This window comes from Pseudoalteromonas sp. SG43-4 (genome assembly GCF_014164325.1).
GTDB lineage: Bacteria > Pseudomonadota > Gammaproteobacteria > Enterobacterales > Alteromonadaceae > Pseudoalteromonas > Pseudoalteromonas distincta.
In genome coordinates this window covers 1-20,956 of sequence record NZ_JACJFB010000024.1, presented here as the reverse complement: position 1 = coordinate 20,956, position 20,956 = coordinate 1, and the positions used below count along the sequence as shown (strand labels likewise).

General features: G+C 39.5%; 19 protein-coding genes. 18 read left to right on the top strand and 1 reads right to left on the bottom strand.

Going from position 1 to position 20,956, the window contains the following annotated elements; genetic code table 11:
- Positions 1–88 precede the first annotated feature (88 nt).
- From mnmE to glmU, 16 genes are all read left to right on the top strand, one after another.
- Positions 89–1,453 carry a tRNA uridine-5-carboxymethylaminomethyl(34) synthesis GTPase MnmE gene (gene mnmE / locus H5160_RS17975; protein ID WP_007584209.1) on the top strand — a complete coding sequence of 455 codons (1,365 nt, stop codon included), beginning with the start codon at positions 89–91 and terminating at the stop codon, positions 1,451–1,453.
- 1,060 nt (positions 1,454–2,513) lie between these two features.
- Complete coding sequence (gene mioC / locus H5160_RS17970; RefSeq protein ID WP_182738229.1) at positions 2,514–2,963, top strand: FMN-binding protein MioC; 450 nt, start codon at positions 2,514–2,516, stop codon at positions 2,961–2,963.
- 428 nt (positions 2,964–3,391) lie between these two features.
- Positions 3,392–5,281, top strand: coding sequence for a tRNA uridine-5-carboxymethylaminomethyl(34) synthesis enzyme MnmG (gene mnmG, locus H5160_RS17965; RefSeq protein ID WP_004335230.1), 1,890 nt, complete (start codon positions 3,392–3,394; stop codon positions 5,279–5,281).
- A 15-nt stretch (positions 5,282–5,296) separates the two neighbouring features.
- Positions 5,297–5,917 (top strand): 16S rRNA (guanine(527)-N(7))-methyltransferase RsmG, encoded by a 621-nt coding sequence (rsmG, locus tag H5160_RS17960; protein ID WP_182738227.1) that lies wholly within the window; start codon positions 5,297–5,299, stop codon positions 5,915–5,917.
- Positions 5,918–5,931: 14 nt separating this feature from the next.
- Positions 5,932–6,717 carry a ParA family protein gene (locus H5160_RS17955; protein WP_004335235.1) on the top strand — a complete coding sequence of 262 codons (786 nt, stop codon included), beginning with the start codon at positions 5,932–5,934 and terminating at the stop codon, positions 6,715–6,717.
- Positions 6,718–6,737: 20 nt separating this feature from the next.
- Positions 6,738–7,664 carry a ParB/RepB/Spo0J family partition protein gene (locus H5160_RS17950; RefSeq protein WP_182738225.1) on the top strand — a complete coding sequence of 309 codons (927 nt, stop codon included), beginning with the start codon at positions 6,738–6,740 and terminating at the stop codon, positions 7,662–7,664.
- Between the two features lie 142 nt (positions 7,665–7,806).
- Positions 7,807–8,187 (top strand): ATP synthase subunit I, encoded by a 381-nt coding sequence (locus H5160_RS17945; protein ID WP_004335240.1) that lies wholly within the window; start codon positions 7,807–7,809, stop codon positions 8,185–8,187.
- A gap of 14 nt (positions 8,188–8,201) precedes the next feature.
- Positions 8,202–9,059 carry a F0F1 ATP synthase subunit A gene (gene atpB / locus H5160_RS17940; RefSeq protein ID WP_024597178.1) on the top strand — a complete coding sequence of 286 codons (858 nt, stop codon included), beginning with the start codon at positions 8,202–8,204 and terminating at the stop codon, positions 9,057–9,059.
- 61 nt (positions 9,060–9,120) lie between these two features.
- On the top strand, positions 9,121–9,363 hold the full coding sequence (gene atpE, locus H5160_RS17935) for a F0F1 ATP synthase subunit C (protein WP_007585980.1): 243 nt from the start codon (positions 9,121–9,123) through the stop codon (positions 9,361–9,363).
- A gap of 41 nt (positions 9,364–9,404) precedes the next feature.
- On the top strand, positions 9,405–9,875 hold the full coding sequence (gene atpF / locus H5160_RS17930; protein ID WP_004335264.1) for a F0F1 ATP synthase subunit B: 471 nt from the start codon (positions 9,405–9,407) through the stop codon (positions 9,873–9,875).
- Positions 9,876–9,891: 16 nt separating this feature from the next.
- The gene (gene atpH, locus H5160_RS17925; RefSeq protein WP_182738224.1) at positions 9,892–10,425 is read left to right on the top strand and encodes a F0F1 ATP synthase subunit delta; all 534 of its coding nucleotides are present in this window, start codon (positions 9,892–9,894) and stop codon (positions 10,423–10,425) included.
- Positions 10,426–10,439: 14 nt separating this feature from the next.
- Positions 10,440–11,981 carry a F0F1 ATP synthase subunit alpha gene (gene atpA, locus H5160_RS17920; protein ID WP_004335270.1) on the top strand — a complete coding sequence of 514 codons (1,542 nt, stop codon included), beginning with the start codon at positions 10,440–10,442 and terminating at the stop codon, positions 11,979–11,981.
- A gap of 60 nt (positions 11,982–12,041) precedes the next feature.
- Positions 12,042–12,902, top strand: a complete 861-nt coding sequence (gene atpG / locus H5160_RS17915; RefSeq protein ID WP_024597176.1) for a F0F1 ATP synthase subunit gamma — start codon at positions 12,042–12,044, stop codon at positions 12,900–12,902.
- Between the two features lie 33 nt (positions 12,903–12,935).
- Entirely contained in the window at positions 12,936–14,321 is a 1,386-nt protein-coding gene (gene atpD / locus H5160_RS17910) for a F0F1 ATP synthase subunit beta (RefSeq protein WP_004335274.1), read from the top strand.
- Positions 14,322–14,334: 13 nt separating this feature from the next.
- Positions 14,335–14,757, top strand: a complete 423-nt coding sequence (locus H5160_RS17905; protein WP_004335277.1) for a F0F1 ATP synthase subunit epsilon — start codon at positions 14,335–14,337, stop codon at positions 14,755–14,757.
- A 304-nt stretch (positions 14,758–15,061) separates the two neighbouring features.
- Positions 15,062–16,420: a bifunctional UDP-N-acetylglucosamine diphosphorylase/glucosamine-1-phosphate N-acetyltransferase GlmU gene (gene glmU, locus H5160_RS17900; protein WP_182696216.1), complete on the top strand. Its 1,359-nt coding sequence runs from the start codon at positions 15,062–15,064 to the stop codon at positions 16,418–16,420.
- Positions 16,421–16,448: 28 nt separating this feature from the next.
- Here the strand turns inward: glmU and H5160_RS17895 are convergent, their stop codons facing one another.
- Entirely contained in the window at positions 16,449–17,291 is an 843-nt protein-coding gene (locus H5160_RS17895; protein WP_182696217.1) for a LytTR family DNA-binding domain-containing protein, read from the bottom strand.
- A gap of 144 nt (positions 17,292–17,435) precedes the next feature.
- Between H5160_RS17895 and H5160_RS17890 the strand changes: the two genes are divergently transcribed.
- The gene (locus tag H5160_RS17890; protein WP_182696218.1) at positions 17,436–18,665 is read left to right on the top strand and encodes an acyltransferase family protein; all 1,230 of its coding nucleotides are present in this window, start codon (positions 17,436–17,438) and stop codon (positions 18,663–18,665) included.
- Positions 18,666–18,748: 83 nt separating this feature from the next.
- Positions 18,749–20,542 carry a choice-of-anchor I family protein gene (locus tag H5160_RS17885; protein ID WP_182692427.1) on the top strand — a complete coding sequence of 598 codons (1,794 nt, stop codon included), beginning with the start codon at positions 18,749–18,751 and terminating at the stop codon, positions 20,540–20,542.
- Positions 20,543–20,956: the final 414 nt, after the last annotated feature.

The following is a 20,956-nucleotide window of genomic DNA, read 5'->3' as shown; positions in this document are numbered from 1 at the left end:
GCCTGTTTTTCACCAGAGTATTCGCGAGTGTTTATTTCATAGGTTACAATACCGCCATAAAGTTACTTATCGTTGGCAAATTAATAGCATGATCAATCAAGATACAATTGCAGCACAAGCAACTGCCCCCGGACGTGGTGGTGTTGGTATTATTCGCGTTTCAGGTAGCCTTGCTAAAAGTGTCGCCGAAAAAGTAGTAGGTAAAATTCCTAAAGTTCGCTACGCCGATTACGTGCCATTTAAAAGCCTAGCTGGCGAGCAACTTGATCAAGGTATTGCCATTTACTTTGCAGGTCCTAACTCATTTACAGGCGAAGACGTACTTGAACTACAAGGCCACGGCGGTCCTGTAGTGTTGGATATGTTACTTAAAGAAATTAGTAAAATAGAGGGCGTTCGTTTAGCAAAGCCTGGTGAGTTTTCTGAACGCGCATTTATGAATGACAAGCTTGATTTAACACAAGCAGAGGCCATCGCCGACTTAATTAATGCTACAAGCGAACAAGCTGCCAAAAGCGCCCTACAGTCTCTCCAAGGTGAATTTTCTAAACACATAGAAACGCTTGTAGAAAAAGTAATTCACTTACGTATGTATGTAGAAGCGGCAATAGATTTTCCAGATGAAGAAATTGATTTTTTATCAGACGGTAAAGTGTCAGGCGACTTAGACGCTATTATTACTCAGCTTAACACTGTAACCAACCAAGCCAAGCAAGGCAGCATCATGCGCGAAGGTATGCGTGTTGTTATTGCTGGTCGCCCAAATGCCGGTAAATCAAGCCTACTAAACGCCCTAGCCGGTCGTGAAGCTGCAATCGTAACAGAAATAGCCGGTACCACTCGCGACGTACTACGAGAGCATATACATATAGATGGTATGCCACTGCATATTATAGATACAGCAGGCCTACGAGAGAGCCCTGACCGCGTAGAACAAATAGGTATTGAACGGGCGTGGGATGAAATAAACCAAGCCGATCGCGTTTTATTTATGCTTGATGGCACTGACACTATAGATACTGACCCTCATAAAATTTGGCCTGAATTTATGGCCAAATTACCAGAAGGTATGGGGGTTACGGTCATCAGAAATAAAGCTGATTTATCGGGTGATATAGTCGGAATGGAGCAAGAGCAACAATACCCGGTCATCAGCTTAAGTGCTAAAAATGCTGACGGTATTGAACTTGTTCGCGAGCATTTAAAAGCCTGTATAGGCTTTCAAGGCGCAACAGAGGGTGGCTTTATGGCGCGCCGTCGTCATTTGGATGCACTAGAGAGTGCTGCGTATCATTTAGAAACAGGTAAAACACAATTAGAAATGCACATTGCTGGTGAAATATTGGCTGAAGAACTACGTTTAACACAGCAGTATTTAAACGAAATAACCGGTGAATTTACCTCAGACGACTTACTTGGCAAGATATTTAGCTCATTTTGTATTGGTAAATAAGCACCTTATTACAGATATATGTTTATTATAAGAGCACTTAGGTGCTCTTTTTTATGTAAAATATTCACTATAAAATATGTATTTATACCGTCAATCCCAGCCAGTTCTGCCAATAAAATCATACCCAAAGCGATAATTATTACCAGCGAGATCATGTAGATTAGACAGTGAAAAGAGCCTTTAAGTAAGGTATTAATAGCGCAAGTAACACCCATTTTAAGGTCAAAACCGATACATATTTCAAACAAAAATACGTTTTAAAATCGTTATCCTCCACACAAAAGTTAGTTATAAATAGCTTTTTTATAATTATCTAGCTCATAAAAACTAATGTTATTTGCTCAATTTAAGAGCTAAAACGTGACGATAAACACTCTAAATAATCAACTTTATACAACATATGGACAGACGATCACTGCGGCTTTTTAATAAAAATGACTCGAGATTTGAGTGCATCAAACTTTTGATCTATTAATCCACCAGCAAAATACATAAAAAAGCAGCTATAAATACGCATTAAATTAAATATATTGAGATCACTTATCCACAAATCCTAATTTTTAGCTCAAATAAATAGTAAATTGAGCCACCTCGCAGAGAAAAACCTAATGATCTATTAAAAATTATCTGTTTATAAGCTTATTTTTAATTAATTTCGTTAGATCAGCTCAATTAGATCATTTAATAAAATTATTTTCGATCTAAATTTAAGGTTATCAACAACCTTTATATCCACATTATGATCACCTTGTGCTTTTTATGCCTAGATTTACAATTAAGTCTCTCACTAAATAGTAATATCAATAACTTAGCGATTATTAAACAACCTAAAAGGTGTGTTTAAACAGAGCTTTCCCCACTGTTATCAACAACTTGATCAGAAGATTACATTTAAAGATATTTTGTTAATTCCTATAATATCAACAACTTAAGGAGGCGTTTTCAAATAAGAGTAAAATTAGCACAAAAATAGTTATACAAAAAAGCACTCTTAACTTTACTGTTACTCACACTCAGTTATCATAGGCAGCAATTAAAACCAATGTGATCACTAATATTCATGAGTTCAGTAAATCTTATTGTTGGCAGCCAAATGGGATCAGCCGAGTATGTTGCAGAGCAACTAAGCGACGCGCTTAATAACCTTGGTATTGCTACACAACTACATGATCAGCCTGAATTTAGCGATATTGATCAGCAAAATACTATTTGGTTAATTTGCACATCTACTTATGGTGCAGGTGATTATCCTGAAAACTTTATTAGCTTTGTTGAAGATGTTACTCAAGCTAATGATTTATCGGAATTAAAATACTCAGTAATCGCTTTAGGTGATACCAGTTATGACACTTACAACCAAGCTGGACGTAATATAGATGCCTTATTATCTCAAAAAGGCGCTATAAAAGTAGCAGAACGCTTAGAGCTTAATATTCTCGATGAAGCACTACCAGAAGACACAGCATTAGCATGGTTAGACTCTTGGATAACCAAAACAGGCTTAAAATAGATAGATCAAGTAAAAAGTTATATATAAAGTTACCCACAATTTACTAATAATTTAATAGATTTTGTGGATAAAGATTGAATAAACTGCTTTTTAAAGCATGCTTATCCATGGGATAAGATCCAACTGATTCAGCCCTGTGCATAAGGTGCCTTTTTGATCAGAGCTTATCTGCTGGATGATCCGATCATATTAACACCTTTAGATCTGATCTAATTTCATGTTTTAAATGAAGATCTGAACCTTATCAACAGAAAAGCTGATCAGTAGTAGTTATAGTAATAAAAGATCTCTTTAAAAGATCCTTTATATTATTAGAGATCACATACTTAGATCTTGCTCTTTGTTTAATCATTTATCTTCTGCCAATTTCTAGGTAGAATACGCTCCCTTTTGAAGTTTACCGGTTTGATTTAAGTAGGATCCCATTAATGATTTTTCACGAAAATTTTGACGTTATCGTAGTAGGTGGTGGACATGCTGGCACTGAAGCCGCATTAGCAGCTGCCCGTATGGGGATGAATACCCTGCTACTGACTCACAATATGGATACCCTTGGTCAAATGTCTTGTAACCCAGCGATTGGTGGGATTGGCAAAGGTCATTTGGTAAAAGAAATTGATGCGCTTGGCGGTGCAATGGCACAGGCCATTGACAAAGGCGGGATCCAATTTCGCACACTAAACTCTTCAAAAGGACCTGCTGTTCGTGCAACTCGAGCACAAGCAGATCGCGCTTTGTACAAAGCAGCTATTCAAACAACATTACAAAATCAAGATAACCTTAAGATTTTTCAACAATCATGTGATGATCTTATTGTTGAAAACGATCGTGTTACTGGCGTAGTAACTCAAATGGGTTTACGTTTTAGTGCTCCAAGTGTTGTTTTAACCGTGGGTACTTTTTTAGGTGGCCAAATACACATTGGTTTAGAAAATTACAAAGGCGGTCGTGCTGGTGATCCACCATCAATTGCATTGGCTGAACGTTTACGCGAACACCCTTTTAGAGTGGATCGCTTAAAAACAGGTACTCCGCCACGTATTGATGCACGTACTGTTGATTTTACAAAAATGGAAGCACAGCCTGGTGATATGCCAACACCTGTATTTTCATTTATGGGTAAACAATCAGATCACCCACAACAAATACCGTGTTACATCACTTACACCAACGAAAAAACACATGATGTTATTCGTAAAAACCTACATCGCTCACCTATGTACTCAGGTGTAATTGAAGGTATTGGTCCACGCTACTGCCCATCAATTGAAGATAAAATTGTACGTTTTGCGGATAAAGATAAGCACCAAATATTTGTTGAACCTGAAGGCTTAACATCATACGAATTATATCCAAATGGTATTTCTACTAGTTTACCGTTTGATGTACAACTTGAGATTGTGCAATCTATTTCTGGTTTTGAAAATGCACATATTTGTCGACCAGGCTATGCAATAGAATATGACTACTTTGATCCACGCGACTTAAAACAGTCTTTAGAAACAAAATTTATCGAAGGCTTATTTTTCGCGGGTCAAATTAACGGCACTACCGGTTATGAAGAAGCGGGTGCACAAGGCTTAATTGCAGGTATGAATGCTGCGTTAAAAGTGCAAGGTAAAGATTCTTGGACACCACGTCGCGATGAAGCTTACGTGGGTGTATTAATTGACGACTTAGCAACACTAGGTACGAAAGAACCGTACCGCATGTTTACTAGCCGTGCCGAATACCGTTTACTACTTCGTGAAGATAATGCAGATATTCGCTTAACTGAAAAAGGCCGTGAGCTGGGTTTAGTTAATGACGAACGTTGGCAGGCATTTAACGAAAAAATGGAAGTAATTGAGAAAGAAAAACAACGCATTAAAGATACGTGGATTCATAAAGATCACGTCGTTGTTGATCAAGTAAATGCATTACTAAAAACACCATTAACTCGTGAAGCAAGTTTAGAAGAATTACTTCGTCGTCCAGAGATTCGTTATAACGATCTTATGGCTATTGACGGTTTAGGATCTGAATTTACAAACGTAGCAGCACTTGAACAAGTTGAGATCCATACTAAATACGCAGGCTATATTGCGCGTCAACAAGATGAGATCAATAAGCAGCTTCGTCATGAGCAAACAATTTTACCAAAAGAGTTTGATTACAAAACTGTATCAGGTTTATCAAATGAGGTTGTTGCTAAGCTTATTGAGTCACGTCCAGACACTATTGGCCAAGCATCGCGTATTTCTGGTATCACCCCAGCGGCGATTTCGCTATTATTAGTGTATCTGAAGAAGCAAGGCTTATTACGCAAATCTGCGTAACGATAAGGGTACATAGTGTTACAGCAACAATTAACTACATTGTTAGCGCAAACTGATATTGCGCTAACGGAAAAACAACAGCAACAGCTAGTTCGTTACGTCGAGTTATTAGATAAGTGGAATAAAGCTTATAATTTAACTTCGGTACGCTTACCTGAAGAAATGATGATTAAGCATATTATGGATAGTTTAGTTGTTGCACCTCACTTACCCGGTCATCATTATGTTGATGTTGGCACAGGCCCTGGCCTTCCGGGCATTGTATTAGCGATTGCATTACCTAAAACACAATTTGTGTTACTAGATAGTCTAGGTAAACGCGTTCGCTTTTTAATGCATGTTAAACATGAGCTTGGCCTTGATAACGTAACACCTGTTCAGTCAAGAGTTGAAGAATATCAGCCAAGTGTTAAATTAGATGGCGTACTCAGTCGTGCATTTGCTTCATTACAAGATATGGTTGACTGGTGTTCGCACTTAATTGATCATTCGGGTAAATTTATAGCGCTTAAAGGTGTGTTCCCTAGTGAAGAGCTAGAGTCATTACCTACTGGCGTTAAGTTTGAGCAAAAAATTGCATTAGAAGTACCTAAGTTAGATGCACAACGACATTTAATTATTCTTTCTAAAGACTAGGGATCAGAGACACTGTGGCAAAAGTCATCGCATTAGCAAATCAAAAAGGTGGAGTGGGTAAAACTACAACCGCTGTAAACCTCGCTGCGTCTATGGCTGCAACGAAACGTAAAGTGCTGTTAATTGATCTCGATCCGCAAGGCAATGCGACTATGGGAAGTGGCGTAGATAAGTACGGCGACGTACCAACAATTTACGACTTACTCATTGAAGATAAACCTATAGAAGACGTTATTATCAAAGAAACGTCTGGCGAATACCATATGATTGCTGCAAACGGTGATGTAACCGCTGCAGAAGTTAAACTTATGGAATTATTTGCCCGTGAAGTGCGCTTACGTAACGCACTTGAAAAAATTCAGGATCAGTACGAATTTATTTTTATCGACTGTCCACCCTCTTTAAATATGTTAACTGTTAACGCAATGGCCGCAGCTGATTCTATTTTAGTGCCAATGCAGTGTGAGTATTATGCACTTGAAGGGTTAACCGCATTAATGGATACGATTACGCAGCTTGCTAAGTTAGTAAACCCTAGCTTACAAATTGAAGGCATACTTCGTACTATGTACGATCCGCGTAACCGTTTAGCGAATGACGTATCAGAACAATTAAAACAACATTTTGGCGACAAAGTATACCGTACGGTGATCCCGCGTAATGTTCGTTTAGCAGAGGCACCTAGTTTTGGTACACCTGCTATGTATTATGACCGGGCATCAAGTGGCGCTAAAGCATATTTAGCACTCGCTGGTGAAATGTTACGTAGAAAAGAAAAAACAGCGTCCGTTGTCGCCTAACTTTGAGGTAAAAAAATAACATGTCTGCTAAAAAACGAGGTTTAGGCCGAGGACTCGATGCACTTTTAAGTTCGTCAAAGCCTACACCGAGCGCAAGCAAGGAAAAAGACACATCAAACGTGACTGAAGCTGTAAAAAATGCGGCTGAGCCAAATAACAGTGAATTACAAAAACTCCCAATAGAGTTTTTACACTCTGGTAAATATCAACCTCGTAAAGACATGTCCGAAGAGGCACTAGAAGAGCTTGCTAGTTCTATTCGCTCACAAGGTATTATTCAACCTATAGTCGTGCGCCCTATTGCACAAAATAGTTTTGAAATTATCGCCGGTGAGCGTCGTTGGCGTGCAGCGCAAATAGCTAAGCTTGAAACAGTACCTTGTATTATTAAAGACGTACCAGATGAAGCTGCAGTTGCTATTGCGCTAATAGAAAATATTCAACGTGAAGACTTAAATGCCATGGAAGAAGCGGTTGCGTTAAATCGCTTACTTAGTGAATTTGAACTAACACATCAGCAAGTAGCAGATGCGGTTGGCAAATCACGCACTACAGTAACTAACTTACTTCGTTTAAATAATTTAAACAGTGATGTAAAAATTCTGTTAGAACATGGCGACATTGAAATGGGGCACGCTCGTTGTTTATTAGCCCTTGAGGGAGAAGCACAATCAGATGCTGCTCGTTTAGCTGTTGCTAAAGCACTAACCGTTCGTGAAACCGAGAAGTTAGTTCGTTCAATTTTAGAACCCGTGCCAGCTAAAGAAATAGCTGAAAAAGATCCAGATGTTAAACAGTTAGAGCAACAACTCGCTGAAAACCTAGGTGCCAAAGTAGAAATAAATTACAACAAAAAAGGCAAAGGTAAGCTTGTTATTTCTTATACTAATTTGGACGAACTTGACGGCATTTTAAATCGCATTAATCAAGACAATACCCACCATTAGTTTTCTACATGTCTAAAAAGGGACATTTGTAGCTATTTCGTGTTACAAAGCGTCTACTCAAGTTGCAAAACTGGCAGGATTAAGTATAATTTCGCCAGTTTTCACACCCTAACAATTAGAACGCAATAAAGGTTAACTAAACGTGACTGATAAGTTAGCGAGTCCATATCGACTTGCCGTATTAAAGTTAATTTGCCTTCAGGGTGTTGTAGCATTAGTTGCTGCTGTAATTATTTGTTTTAGTTCGGGAGTCAATGCAGCGCTTTCATCACTCGCTGGTGGAGTTGTCGCAGTACTTCCGCACTTTGTATTTGGTCTTTATGCATTCCGACATATGGGTGCAAGTCGAGCAAATCAAGCGTATGCCTCGTTGAAACGCGGCAACGGATTAAAATTTATGCTAACAATTGTATTGTTTGCGCTAGTACTGAAGCATTTTCCGGTAATTTTATTACCCTTTTTTAGTACTTATATACTGGCGCTCTTTACTGGATTGTTCGCACCCGTTTTTTTTAAACATTAACTTTGGGATATAACATGGCAGCAGAAGAAGTTACTCTATCTGGCCATATCCAGCACCATTTGACCAATGCTAAGATGTGTTCGACCGATACAGGTCTCGCCTTCAATAAAGCATGTACGGATAGTGGTTTCTGGACATGGCATATAGATACCCTCGCATGGTCTATCGGTTTAGGTCTTATATTTTTATGGATCTTTCGTAGTGCCGCTAAAAAATCAACACTAGGTGTACCTGGAAAATTTCAATGTTTCATTGAAATGGTAGTAGAGTTTGTTGGTGACAACGTACGTGATACTTTCCATGGTAAAAGCAAGCTTATTGCACCATTAGCATTAACAATATTCGTTTGGATATTTTTAATGAACTTAATGGATTTAATACCGGTTGACTTTTTACCTGCATTAGCTGGTTTTGTTGGTGAAACTGCGTTTGGTATGGATTCACACGATGTGTACATGAAAATTGTACCAACGACAGACATTAATATGACTGCAGCGCTAGCGCTGGGTGTATTTATTTTAATGATAGGCTACTCAATTAAAATAAAAGGCATCGGTGGTTTTATTAAAGAGCTAACACTTCACCCGTTTAGTTCAAATAATACTGCACTACAAATCCTTTTAATCCCGTTTAACTTATTACTTGAACTGATTGCGCTGGTTTCTAAACCGTTTTCATTAGCGCTACGTTTGTTTGGTAACTTATATGCAGGTGAATTGATTTTCATCTTGATCGGCGCTATCGGATTTATGCAATTACCATTGCATTTTGTTTGGGCTGTATTCCACATCTTAGTAATTGTATTGCAAGCATTCGTATTTATGATGCTTACGATTGTATACCTAAGTATGGCAAGCTCAGATAATCACTAATTTTTAGATTTACAATTTTACTTTTACTTTTAACTTTACAATTGAAACTTTGGAGAAATAAATGGAAGCTTTAGAATTATTAACAGGCTTAAAATACATCGCAGTAGCTTTACTAATCGGTTTTGGTGCAATCGGCACAGCAATCGGTTTTGGTAACATGGGCGGTAAATTCCTTGAAGCATGTGCGCGTCAACCTGAGCTTGCACCTTCGCTACAAGTTAAGATGTTTATTCTTGCTGGTCTAATCGATGCTGTAGCAATGATTGGTGTTGGTATCGCTATGGTATTGTTGTTCGTACTTTAATTTTATTTTTTGAACAGCTTACTATTTAAGGAGGAGCGGTTGTGAATTTAAACGCCACTCTTATCGGTGAATTGATTGCGTTTACGGTGTTCGTATTATTTTGTATGAAATACGTATGGCCACCACTAAACGGTGCAATTGAAGCTCGCCAGAAAAAAATCGAAGATGGTTTAGCTGCCTCTGATAGAGCCGAAAAAGACTTAGAACTTGCGCAAAAGAAAGCTGCTGAACAGCTTAAAGATGCAAAAGCTCAAGCGGCTGATATCATTGATCAAGCTAAAAAGCGTGCAGTGCTAATTGTTGACGAAGAAACACTTCGTGGTCAGCAAGAGCGTGAAAGTATCATTGCTCAAGGGCACTCTGAAGTTGAGTCTGAACGTAATCGCATAACAGAAGAGCTACGTAAGCAAGTAGCAACTCTGGCAGTGATTGGTGCAGAACGTATTTTAGAGCGTGAAATTAATCAAGCCGCACATAGTGACATCGTTGAAAAACTTGTCGCTGAGCTGTAATTAGGAGGGTATGAGCATGTCTAATTTGACTACTATCGCTCGCCCATACGCTAAAGCGGCTTTTGAACTTGCCGTTGAGAAAGGCACTCTAGAAAGCTGGAATGATATGTTGTTCTTTGCAGGCCACGTAGCCAGCAATGAACAAGCATCATCTGCTTTAGCAGGTATGCCTACAGCTTCTGCACAAGCTGAATTATTTATTCAACTTTGTGCTGAGCAGCTCAACGAACAAGGTCAGAACCTAGTTAAGGTGATGGCTGAAAATGGACGTTTGACAGCTCTACCTGACGTTGCTGAGTTATTTGCTGAATTTAAAGCAGAATACGATAAAGAAATCGAAGTAGATGTGATTTCTGCAACTCCTCTTGTTGCTGCGCAACAAGAGTCATTGGTAGCGGCACTTGAAAAACGTTTCGCACGCAAAGTTAAGCTGAATTGTAGTGAAGACGCGTCAGTGGTTGGTGGACTTATTATTAGGTCTGGCGACACTGTAATCGACGGTACTATTCGCGGTAAATTAAGCCGCTTAGCTACAACACTACAATCGTAATTGGGAAAAAGAGCATGCAACTTAATTCCACTGAAATTTCAGATCTGATCAAACAACGTATTGAGAAGTTCGAAGTTGTAAGTGAAGCTCGTAACGAAGGTACTATTGTATCTGTTACTGACGGTATCATCCGCATCCACGGTCTTGCTGACTGTATGCAAGGTGAAATGATTGAGCTTCCTGGCAGCCGTTATGCTATCGCACTAAACCTTGAGCGCGACTCAATTGGTGCAGTAGTAATGGGTCCGTACGCTGACCTTACTGAAGGCGTAAAAGTATATACAACTGGTCGTATTTTAGAAGTTCCTGTTGGTCCTGGTCTACTTGGTCGTGTTGTAAACACACTAGGTGCTCCAATCGATGGTAAAGGCGCTTTAGATAACGACGGGTTTGAACCTGTAGAAAAAATTGCACCAGGTGTAATCGAGCGTAAATCAGTAGATGAGCCAGTTCAAACTGGTTATAAATCTATCGATGCGATGATTCCAGTTGGTCGTGGTCAACGTGAACTTATCATCGGTGACCGTCAAACAGGTAAAACTGCACTAGCAATCGATGCAATCATCAATCAAAAAGACACAGGCGTTAAGTGTGTGTACGTTGCGATTGGTCAAAAAGCATCTACTATTGCAAATGTAGTTCGTAAATTAGAAGAGCATGGTGCACTAGCAAATACTATCGTAGTTGTTGCATCTGCTTCTGAATCTGCGGCACTTCAGTACTTAGCACCGTTCGCGGGCTGTACTATGGGTGAATACTTCCGTGACCGTGGTGAAAACGCATTAATCGTATATGATGATTTGTCTAAGCAAGCAGTTGCTTACCGTCAAATTTCATTACTACTTAAGCGTCCACCAGGCCGTGAAGCATACCCAGGTGACGTATTCTACCTTCACTCTCGTCTTTTAGAGCGTGCATCGCGTGTAAACGCAGATTACGTTGAAAAGTTCACTAATGGTGAAGTGAAAGGTAAAACTGGTTCATTGACGGCATTGCCAATCATTGAAACTCAAGGCGGCGACGTTTCTGCGTTCGTACCGACTAACGTTATCTCTATCACCGATGGTCAGATCTTCTTAGAAACTGACTTATTCAACTCAGGTATCCGTCCGGCAGTAAATGCTGGTATCTCGGTATCGCGTGTTGGTGGTGCTGCACAAACTAAAATCGTTAAGAAACTAGGTGGCGGTATTCGTCTAGCCCTAGCTCAGTACCGTGAATTAGCTGCGTTCTCGCAGTTCGCGTCTGACCTTGATGATGCAACTCGTGCTCAACTTGAGCATGGTGAGCGTGTAACAGAGCTAATGAAGCAGAAACAGTACGCGCCAATGTCTGTTGCTGAAATGTCTTTATCGTTATTTGCTGCTGAAAAAGGCTTCCTTCAAGACATCGAAATCGCGAAAATCGGTGACTTTGAAGCAGCTTTACTTTCTTATGCAACTAGCACATACGCAGAGCTTGTGGCTCAAATCAATGAAACTGGTAACTTGAATGCCGAGATCGAAGCGCAGCTTAAAGAACTTCTTACGAAGTTCAAGTCTACGCAAACTTGGTAATTTAGTTATTAATGGTGCGCTTTAGGAAACTAAAGCACACCTTGATTCGGAGAGAGAGTCATGGCCAGCGGAAAAGAGATTAAAAGCAAGATCGGGAGTATTAAAAATACTCAAAAGATCACTAGCGCAATGGAAATGGTTGCTGCGTCTAAAATGAAAAGGGCGCAAGAACGCGTTGCTTCAAGCCGTCCATACGCTAATAAATTACGTGAAGTAATTGGTCGTGTTGCTCAAGCAAATCTTGATTTTACTCACCCGTTCTTAAAAGAACGTGAAGTGAAACGAGTTGGTTATATTGTTATCTCTACAGACCGTGGTCTGTGTGGCGGTCTAAACTCAAACGAGTTTAAGAAAGTTGCACTTGATGTTAAAGCGTGGAAAGAGAAAGGTGTTGATGCTGAATTTGCTACTTTAGGTAGTAAGGCAGCAGGCTTCTTTCAACGTTTTGGTGGTCAACTACTCGCTAAAAAAGCGGGCCTAGGAGATAAACCTTCAGTACAAGACGTTATTGGTCCTGTAAAAATTATGCTTGATGCATTTTCTGAAGGCAAAATAGACCGTTTATTCTTGGTATATAACAAATTCGTTAATACCATGAAGCAAGAGCCAATTATAGATCAGTTACTCCCTTTGCCAAAAGCTGAAGAAGAAGTATCTGCTCACACATGGGATTACTTATACGAGCCAAACCCAGAGGCTATTTTAGAGTCTTTGTTAGTACGCTTTATTGAGTCTCAAGCATACCAAGGTGTGGTAGAAAATGCTGCCTCAGAACAGGCTGCTCGTATGGTTGCAATGAAAGCTGCAACTGATAACGCAGGTGACCTTATGGACGAGCTACAGCTTGTTTATAACAAGGCTCGCCAAGCAGCAATCACACAAGAAATTAGTGAGATTTGTTCTGGCTCAGCAGCAGTTTAATGCTTCGGGTAAAGATTAACGAGAGGAATAGACATGAGTTTAGGTAAGGTCGTCCAAATTATCGGCGCCGTTGTGGATATTGAATTTCCACAAGATAGCGTGCCAGCGGTATACCACGCACTAAGAGTAACAGATGGCGATTTAGCTGGTTTGACTTTAGAAGTTCAACAACAGCTAGGTGGCGGTGTAGTGCGTACTATCGCTATGGGTACTACTGATGGTTTACGTCGTAGTGCTTTAGTTATGAATACAGGTGAATCGATTCAAGTTCCAGTTGGTAAAGCAACACTTGGTCGTATCATGAACGTACTTGGTGAGCCAATCGATGAAGCGGGTCCAATCGGCGAAGAAGACCGTATGTCTATTCACCGTGCAGCGCCTTCATACGAAGAGCAATCAAGTTCAGTTGAGCTTTTAGAAACTGGTATCAAGGTTATCGACCTTGTATGTCCGTTTGCTAAAGGTGGTAAAGTTGGTTTATTCGGTGGTGCCGGTGTTGGTAAAACTGTAAACATGATGGAACTTATCCGTAACATCGCAATCGAGCACAGCGGCTACTCAGTATTCGCAGGTGTTGGTGAGCGTACACGTGAGGGTAACGATTTCTACCATGAGATGAACGATTCAAACGTACTTGATAAAGTATCGCTTGTATACGGTCAGATGAACGAGCCTCCAGGTAACCGTTTACGCGTGGCGTTAACAGGCCTTACTATGGCTGAAAAGTTCCGTGATGAAGGTCGCGATGTACTTTTCTTCGTAGATAATATCTACCGTTATACACTTGCTGGTACTGAAGTATCTGCACTTCTTGGTCGTATGCCGTCAGCGGTAGGTTACCAGCCTACACTTGCTGAAGAAATGGGTGTGCTTCAAGAGCGTATCGCTTCAACTAAGACGGGTTCAATTACATCAATCCAAGCGGTATACGTACCTGCGGATGATTTAACGGATCCATCTCCAGCAACTACCTTTGCTCACTTAGACGCAACAGTAGTACTTTCACGTGATATCGCATCACTTGGTATCTACCCAGCGGTAGATCCACTTGATTCATCTTCGCGTCAACTTGACCCACAAGTAATTGGTCAAGAGCACTACGATACAGCACGTGGCGTTCAAACAGTTCTTCAGCGTTACAAAGAACTTAAAGACATCATTGCAATCCTAGGTATGGACGAGCTTTCTGACGAAGATAAGCAACTTGTATCTCGTGCACGTAAAATCCAACGTTTCCTATCTCAGCCATTCTTCGTGGCAGAGGTGTTTACAGGCGCGTCTGGTAAATACGTATCACTGAAAGATACAATTGCTGGCTTCAAAGGCATTTTAAACGGCGAGTTTGATGAGCTTCCAGAGCAAGCGTTTTACATGGTTGGCTCTATCGAAGAAGCTCAAGAAAAAGCCAAAGGCATGTAACTAGGAGGGTAGTATGACAGCTATGACTGTACATCTTGACGTAGTAAGCGCAGAGCAGAGCTTGTTCTCTGGTCTTGTTGAATCGATTCAAGTATCTGGTAGTGAAGGCGAGCTGGGTGTAAACCTAGGTCATGCTCCACTACTAACTGCCCTTAAACCTGGTATGGTACGTTTAGTTAAGCAATATGGTCACGAAGATGTGTTATATGTTGCTGGCGGTACATTAGAAGTTCAACCAAATCACATCACGATTCTTGCAGATACTGCGGTTCGTGGTGAAGATTTAGATGAAGATTCTGTACAAAAAGCTAAACGTGAAGCTGAAGAACATATGGCGAATTCGTCAGCTGTTGAGTTTGATTATCAACAAGCGGCTACGCGACTGGCAGAAGCAGTTGCTCAGTTACGCGTAATTCAGCAATTACGTCACAAGTAAGCCTATCCGGTTTTGAAAAGCCCACTTTATGTGGGCTTTTTTGTGTCTGTAATTTAAACATGGTGTATCGCTTATTTATAATTGTTAAATAACAGGTCTATCAGACTATTATCTGTGCTTTATCACTTATATCCTTCACCAATCCTCGCTACAATAACGTCATCCAATTAAGTGTGTTTTTCAGTCAAGATTCAGTACGAATAAACTAACCTACTGAGTATCTGCACAAGAAGTGATTTACGTAATCTTCTGCACAAACATAATACTTATTTAGCTAAAACAACGGAAAAAGGAAATTGTTTTAATGGCTCTAACAACTGTTATTCTTGCTGCGGGTAAAGGTACTCGTATGCGCTCTGCTCTACCTAAAGTTTTGCACAATGTTGCAGGTAAACCAATGGTACAGCACGTTATTGATAATGCGATGGCATTAGGTGCAACGACTACAAACTTAGTTTACGGACACGGCGGCGATCTATTACAACAACAACTTGCCGATAACGATGTAAATTGGGTACTTCAAGCAGAACAACTCGGTACTGGCCACGCAGTAGCGCAAGCCAACTCTCATATTAACGATGAAGACACAGTATTGATTTTATACGGCGATGTACCGCTAACAAAACAATCAACTCTAGAGCGTTTATTAGCTGCAACACCTAAAAATGGTTTAGCGGTATTAACGGTAAATTTGGTAAACCCAAATGGCTATGGTCGCATGCTTCGTGTTGGTGGTAAGTTAGTCGGTATTGTTGAGCAAAAAGATGCAAGCTCAGAGCAGTTACTTATTAACGAAGTAAATACAGGCATTATGGCTGTTAACGGTAAGCTATTAAAAACATGGTTAGGTAACTTATCTAACAATAATGCACAAGGCGAGTACTACTTAACAGATATCGTTGCAATGGCTCACAGTGAAGGCGTAGAGATCACTTCAGCGCAACCAGATCATGCAATGGAAGTTGAAGGCGCAAATAACCGCGTACAACTTGCAGGCTTAGAGCGCGCTTACCAAGCATGGCAAGCAGAAGAGTTAATGTTAAATGGCGCAACACTTGCCGACCCTGCCCGTATAGATGTGCGTGGAACAGTTACTACCGGTGAAGATGTACTTATCGACGTAAACGTTATTTTTGAAGGCACAGTCACGCTTGGTAACAATGTACAAATTGGCCCTAACTGCGTACTTAAAAATTGTAGTATTGGCGATAACGTTGTCATTAAAGCTAATACTCTGATTGAAGATGCTACAGTTGCTGATAAATGTACGCTTGGTCCTTATGCTCGCCTTCGCCCTGGCGCTGTTATGGAAGAAGACTCACACATTGGTAACTTTGTAGAGATGAAAAAAACCAGATTAGGTAAAGGCTCTAAAGCCAACCACTTAAGTTATTTAGGTGATGCTGAAATTGGTGAAAAAGTGAATATTGGCGCTGGCACTATTACCTGTAACTACGATGGTGTTAATAAAGCAAAAACTATTATTGGGAATAACGCCTTTATTGGTTCTAATTCATCACTTGTTGCCCCAGTAAATATAGGTGCAACTGCAACAATTGGTGCAGGCTCTGTGATCACCAGTACCGTTGAAGATGACCAATTAGCAATTGCACGCTCTAAACAGCGTAATTTAACGGGTTGGAAACGCCCAGTTAAAAAATAACAATTAGAGGCTACTTAGGTAGCCTTTTTTATTTTAGTTGAAGTTTAAATTGCTCTTTATAGCGTCTAGATAGGTTTAGTACTTTACCTGTAGTTAATTTTATTTCACTGTCGCCACTGGATAGTGGTGTAATAGACTCCACTTTATCGAGTTTTACGCCATGGCTGCGGTGAATTCTACAAAACCCCTGCACTTCAAGTTGTTTACTTAATGCTGTAAGCGTTGCCCTTAACGGATATATACGTGAGCCTATATGTAGGTTTACATAATTACCCGACGATTCAAGCCAATCAACATCCTCTATTTTTATAATGAATTCTTTTCCGAGCTTTTTAACTAATAGGCGGTTTATGGTCGATGTTGTTTGCTGCTCACTTTCTTCAATTGAAGAGGCTTCACCTAGTAACTGCTGCACCACATATTGATATACTTTGATAAGTACGATGAAAAACACAAAGCTTATAGCGTCTTTCTGGTATTCATAAATAAGCTCAAACCAGCTAAGTCCAAAGTTGTAAGACCCATCATTCAACAAATATATGAATTTACGAACCCCTACCATAATACCAACGTGTAACACGCTAAATATAATAGAGGCAGCAAAGTACATACCTAATGAGGCCGTAATATTTTGCCAATTAAAAGATAAGTGTCTTAAAAACCAAATTAAAATAGGGAATATAAGCAAAGTACTCAAGGCACTTGAATACTCCCAAATAAATGGCTCCCACATTAAAAAAGTTAAAGCTCCTTCTCTTTGGGCTTCCATTATTTGGGTTGTAGCGTTTACTGTATTATTAATTAATACGTAAGCACACAGTAATACTGATGCGTAAATGCTTTGAAAACGTTGAAAGTGCTGTAGGTTCATAAATATATGCTTATTGCTGACGTGGCACGCTTATCCCTGTATACCACCTTTTATCACTATTGCTTGTAATATAAGCACTTATAGATAGTTTTAGCGAGAGCTTTAGGTATGAATAACGCATAACATACATAAAGTAGTAAAAGCATGAGCACTCAAGTACAACAACCTTCATTAGTTAATTCGCGTAAATATTATCTTGATTGGCTTAGGATAATCGCATTTGCGTCGCTAATTTTTTATCACATTGGCATGTTGTATAGTGAAAACTGGGGATTTCATTTTAAAAGTAATTATACATCACAGTATGTTGAATATTTAATGTTGGTGTTTTCACCTTGGCGCATGTTGCTCATTTGGTTTATATCGGGCGTAGCACTGCGTTTTATGATTGATAAAGTACGCAGCTTTAAGTCTTGGTTACATTTCACCTTATACCGCTCTATTTTTTTACTGTTACCCTTGCTGGTGGGGTTATGGTTAATAGTGCCTTTACAGCTGTTTGCAGAAATGTCACAGCAAGGTGTTATTGATATTAGCTATTGGCAATTTTATTTAGCTTTTATAGAGACTAACAATACGCTTTTTATTAATTATCAGTCTGGAGTGTGGCCGAATGTGGATGTAAATCACTTATGGTATTTGCGCTCGTTGTGGCAATTTATGCTGATCATTATTGTTTTAACTCTTTTTGCACGCTTGCCTTTTATTACGCCTTTAAAAACCTTTGTTAAAGGGGATATGTCATTTGGGCTTTTAATTACCTTGCTCACTATTGCCGTACTATTTACAAGCCATTACTTAACTGGCGATTCAATTAGAGAGACTAATGGCTTAATACTGCTACTCACAGGATACATACTTGCCAAAAACACTTACTTTTGGAACTGCTTAAATAAAAAATTAGTATTACTAGCTTTGAGTTTTGCGGTTTTGTTTGTACTTATAATATTAAGTTATCAGAAGGTGTTTACTCTTCCTCATTTTATTTTAAGCGCTAGCTACAATATTCAACGTGTTGTAGGTGTATTTTTTGTACTTGCGCTCGCTCACCGATTCTTAAATTTTAATACTTACTATTTAAAACAGCTCAATGTATGGGTGTTTCCCTTTTATTTATTGCATCAAAGCATTTTGATTATTTTGTGTTTTTTACTACAGCCTTTAGGTTTAGGGCCTGGTGCTGAACCATTCATCATTATTACAGGGACTTGGTCTTTTTGCGGTGTTATTACATGGGGTATTACACGTATTGATGTACTTAGACCTTTGCTAGGGGTTGCAATTAAACGAGATTATTCCCCGACTGTAAAAATACTTGGCTATACGGCTGCTTTAATTTTAATAACTCCGCTAGCGTATAAGCTAATTACTTAGGCTAAGGGGCTGTATTAAAATTGCCATAATCTTGTCATGCCTGTGTGTTGATATTTAGCAAATACAATACTAAGGAAAATCACATGTTTAAAAAATCAATTATTACGCTGTCACTTATATCTGTTCTTACTGGTTGCTCACTTGATGGTGACGATGGCCAAAACGGCTCTCAAGGATTACAGGGAGAACAAGGCGCAAATGGCATTAATGGGATAAATGGTGTAAATGCTAATTCAGTATTAAATATTAGCCTCGTAGGAAGAGGAGTATTAAATGCACAAAGTCCAGAAGGTGCCGCTGAAATAGTTGCTTACCAAGCATCTAAAAAATGGATTTACGCTATTAACAGTTCAGGCGATGACGCTGTTATTAATATTTTACCCGCCGACACCTTTGATACTGCCGCACTCGTTAAAGATAACGAAGGGGTTATCAGCGCCACAAATTTAACGTCCGTTATTACGTTGTCTTTAAACGAGCATACCCAAGGCGATGCAAACAGCATTGCTATTGATGAAAATAATAATTTACTAGCGGTCGCAATGGCTGCTAAAAGCACGGGTGATGCAGGTCAAATTGCTTTTTACGATATAAGCGGCGACTCACCTGTATTTATTAAAAATGTTACAGTCGGATTTTTACCAGACATGGTGACGTTCACCCATGATGGCGCAAAGGCAGTGGTTGCTAACGAAGGTGAACCAAGTGGCGACTACAGCGTAGATCCTGAAGGTTCTATTAGTATTATCGATATAACAAATAATGTAATAGCCGATACAGCAATAAATATTGATTTTAAAGCCTATAACAACAAACAAACGGAACTAGAAGGGCAAGGGGTCGTTTTTGCAAACCCAAATGGTCGTACTATTAACGGTAATCTGATAAATACCACAGTAGCTATGGATTTAGAGCCCGAGTACGTTAGCATTTCTAAAGATAACAAATATGCTTATGTATCTATTCAAGAAAACAATGCACTTGCAATAGTTAACCTACAAGACAACAGCCTTGAGCTAAAGGGCTTAGGCTTTAAAGATTGGTCAAGCTTACAACTTGATGCCTCAGATAAAGATGGCGGCGTTAATTTTAAATCATACCCAGGGCTCTATGGTATGTACCAGCCCGATACTATCTCAAGCTTTAGTTGGAAAGGCGCTAACTTTATAGTTACTGCCAACGAAGGTGACGCAAGAGAATACTTTTTTGATACAACGGATGAAGCAGACTGTATAGCAAAGGGCGGACTTGATTACGATAAAGACGACGGCTGCTTAGCTTATATAGATGAGAGCCGCGTTGAAGACTTAACGCTTGCAGCTAATTTTGATTACTTAAATAACGACGATAACGATATTGGTCGCTTAAAAGTAACAACAATAAAAGGCGATACTAATAATGATGGTCAATACGAATCGCTTTATGCTTATGGTGCACGTTCGTTTACCATTTGGGACAGCAATGGGCTGGTGGTGTTTGATTCAGGCGATGATATAGGTCGAATTACTGCATCGGTTCATGGTGAAGCATTTAACAACAATGAAGATGAAAACAAAGGTGACTCACGCTCAGATGATAAAGGCGCAGAGCCAGAAGCGCTGACTATTGGTAAAATTGACGATCGTACATTTGCTTTTATAGGGCTTGAGCGTATGGGTGGGATTATGGTTTATGATATTACCAATCCATATAATGTGCAGTTTGAAGACTACTTCTATAATAGAGGCTTAATTAAAGACGCTAATATTACAGGCGATTTAGCGCCTGAAGGAATGGTATTCGTTCCAGCTGAGCAAAGTGCTACAGGAAACCCACTCTTAATCGTTGGAAATGAAATATCAGGCTCTATTGCCGTATGGGAAATAGCATCTAAATAAACCTTTAATTTAAAATAAAGCTGTGTGTTGTTTGTTTAACATACAGCTTAGTTTAAACCTTACTAATACCTCATCAATAGATACTTATATTGTGCGTGTTTTTTAAACTAAAAGTATCCTGTAGCCCTTTATTTGTATAGCTTTCATACTAAATTCATTTAATTGTCAAAAAGCTGAAATAAAACATTGACCCCCGCTCGAATCTCCCTATAATGCGACCCCACTGAGACGGGAAACAGCAACGCATAGCGAGGCACGAACAACTCAGGGTGTTAAGTAAAACTTAGAGTGAATCTTTTTAGAAAGTTTAAATTTAAGTGTTGACAAAAAAATAGGAAAGCGTAATATGCGCAGCCCTAGCGAGATAAAGTTCAACTTTATAATCGCAACGTTCTTTAACAATATAAAGCAATC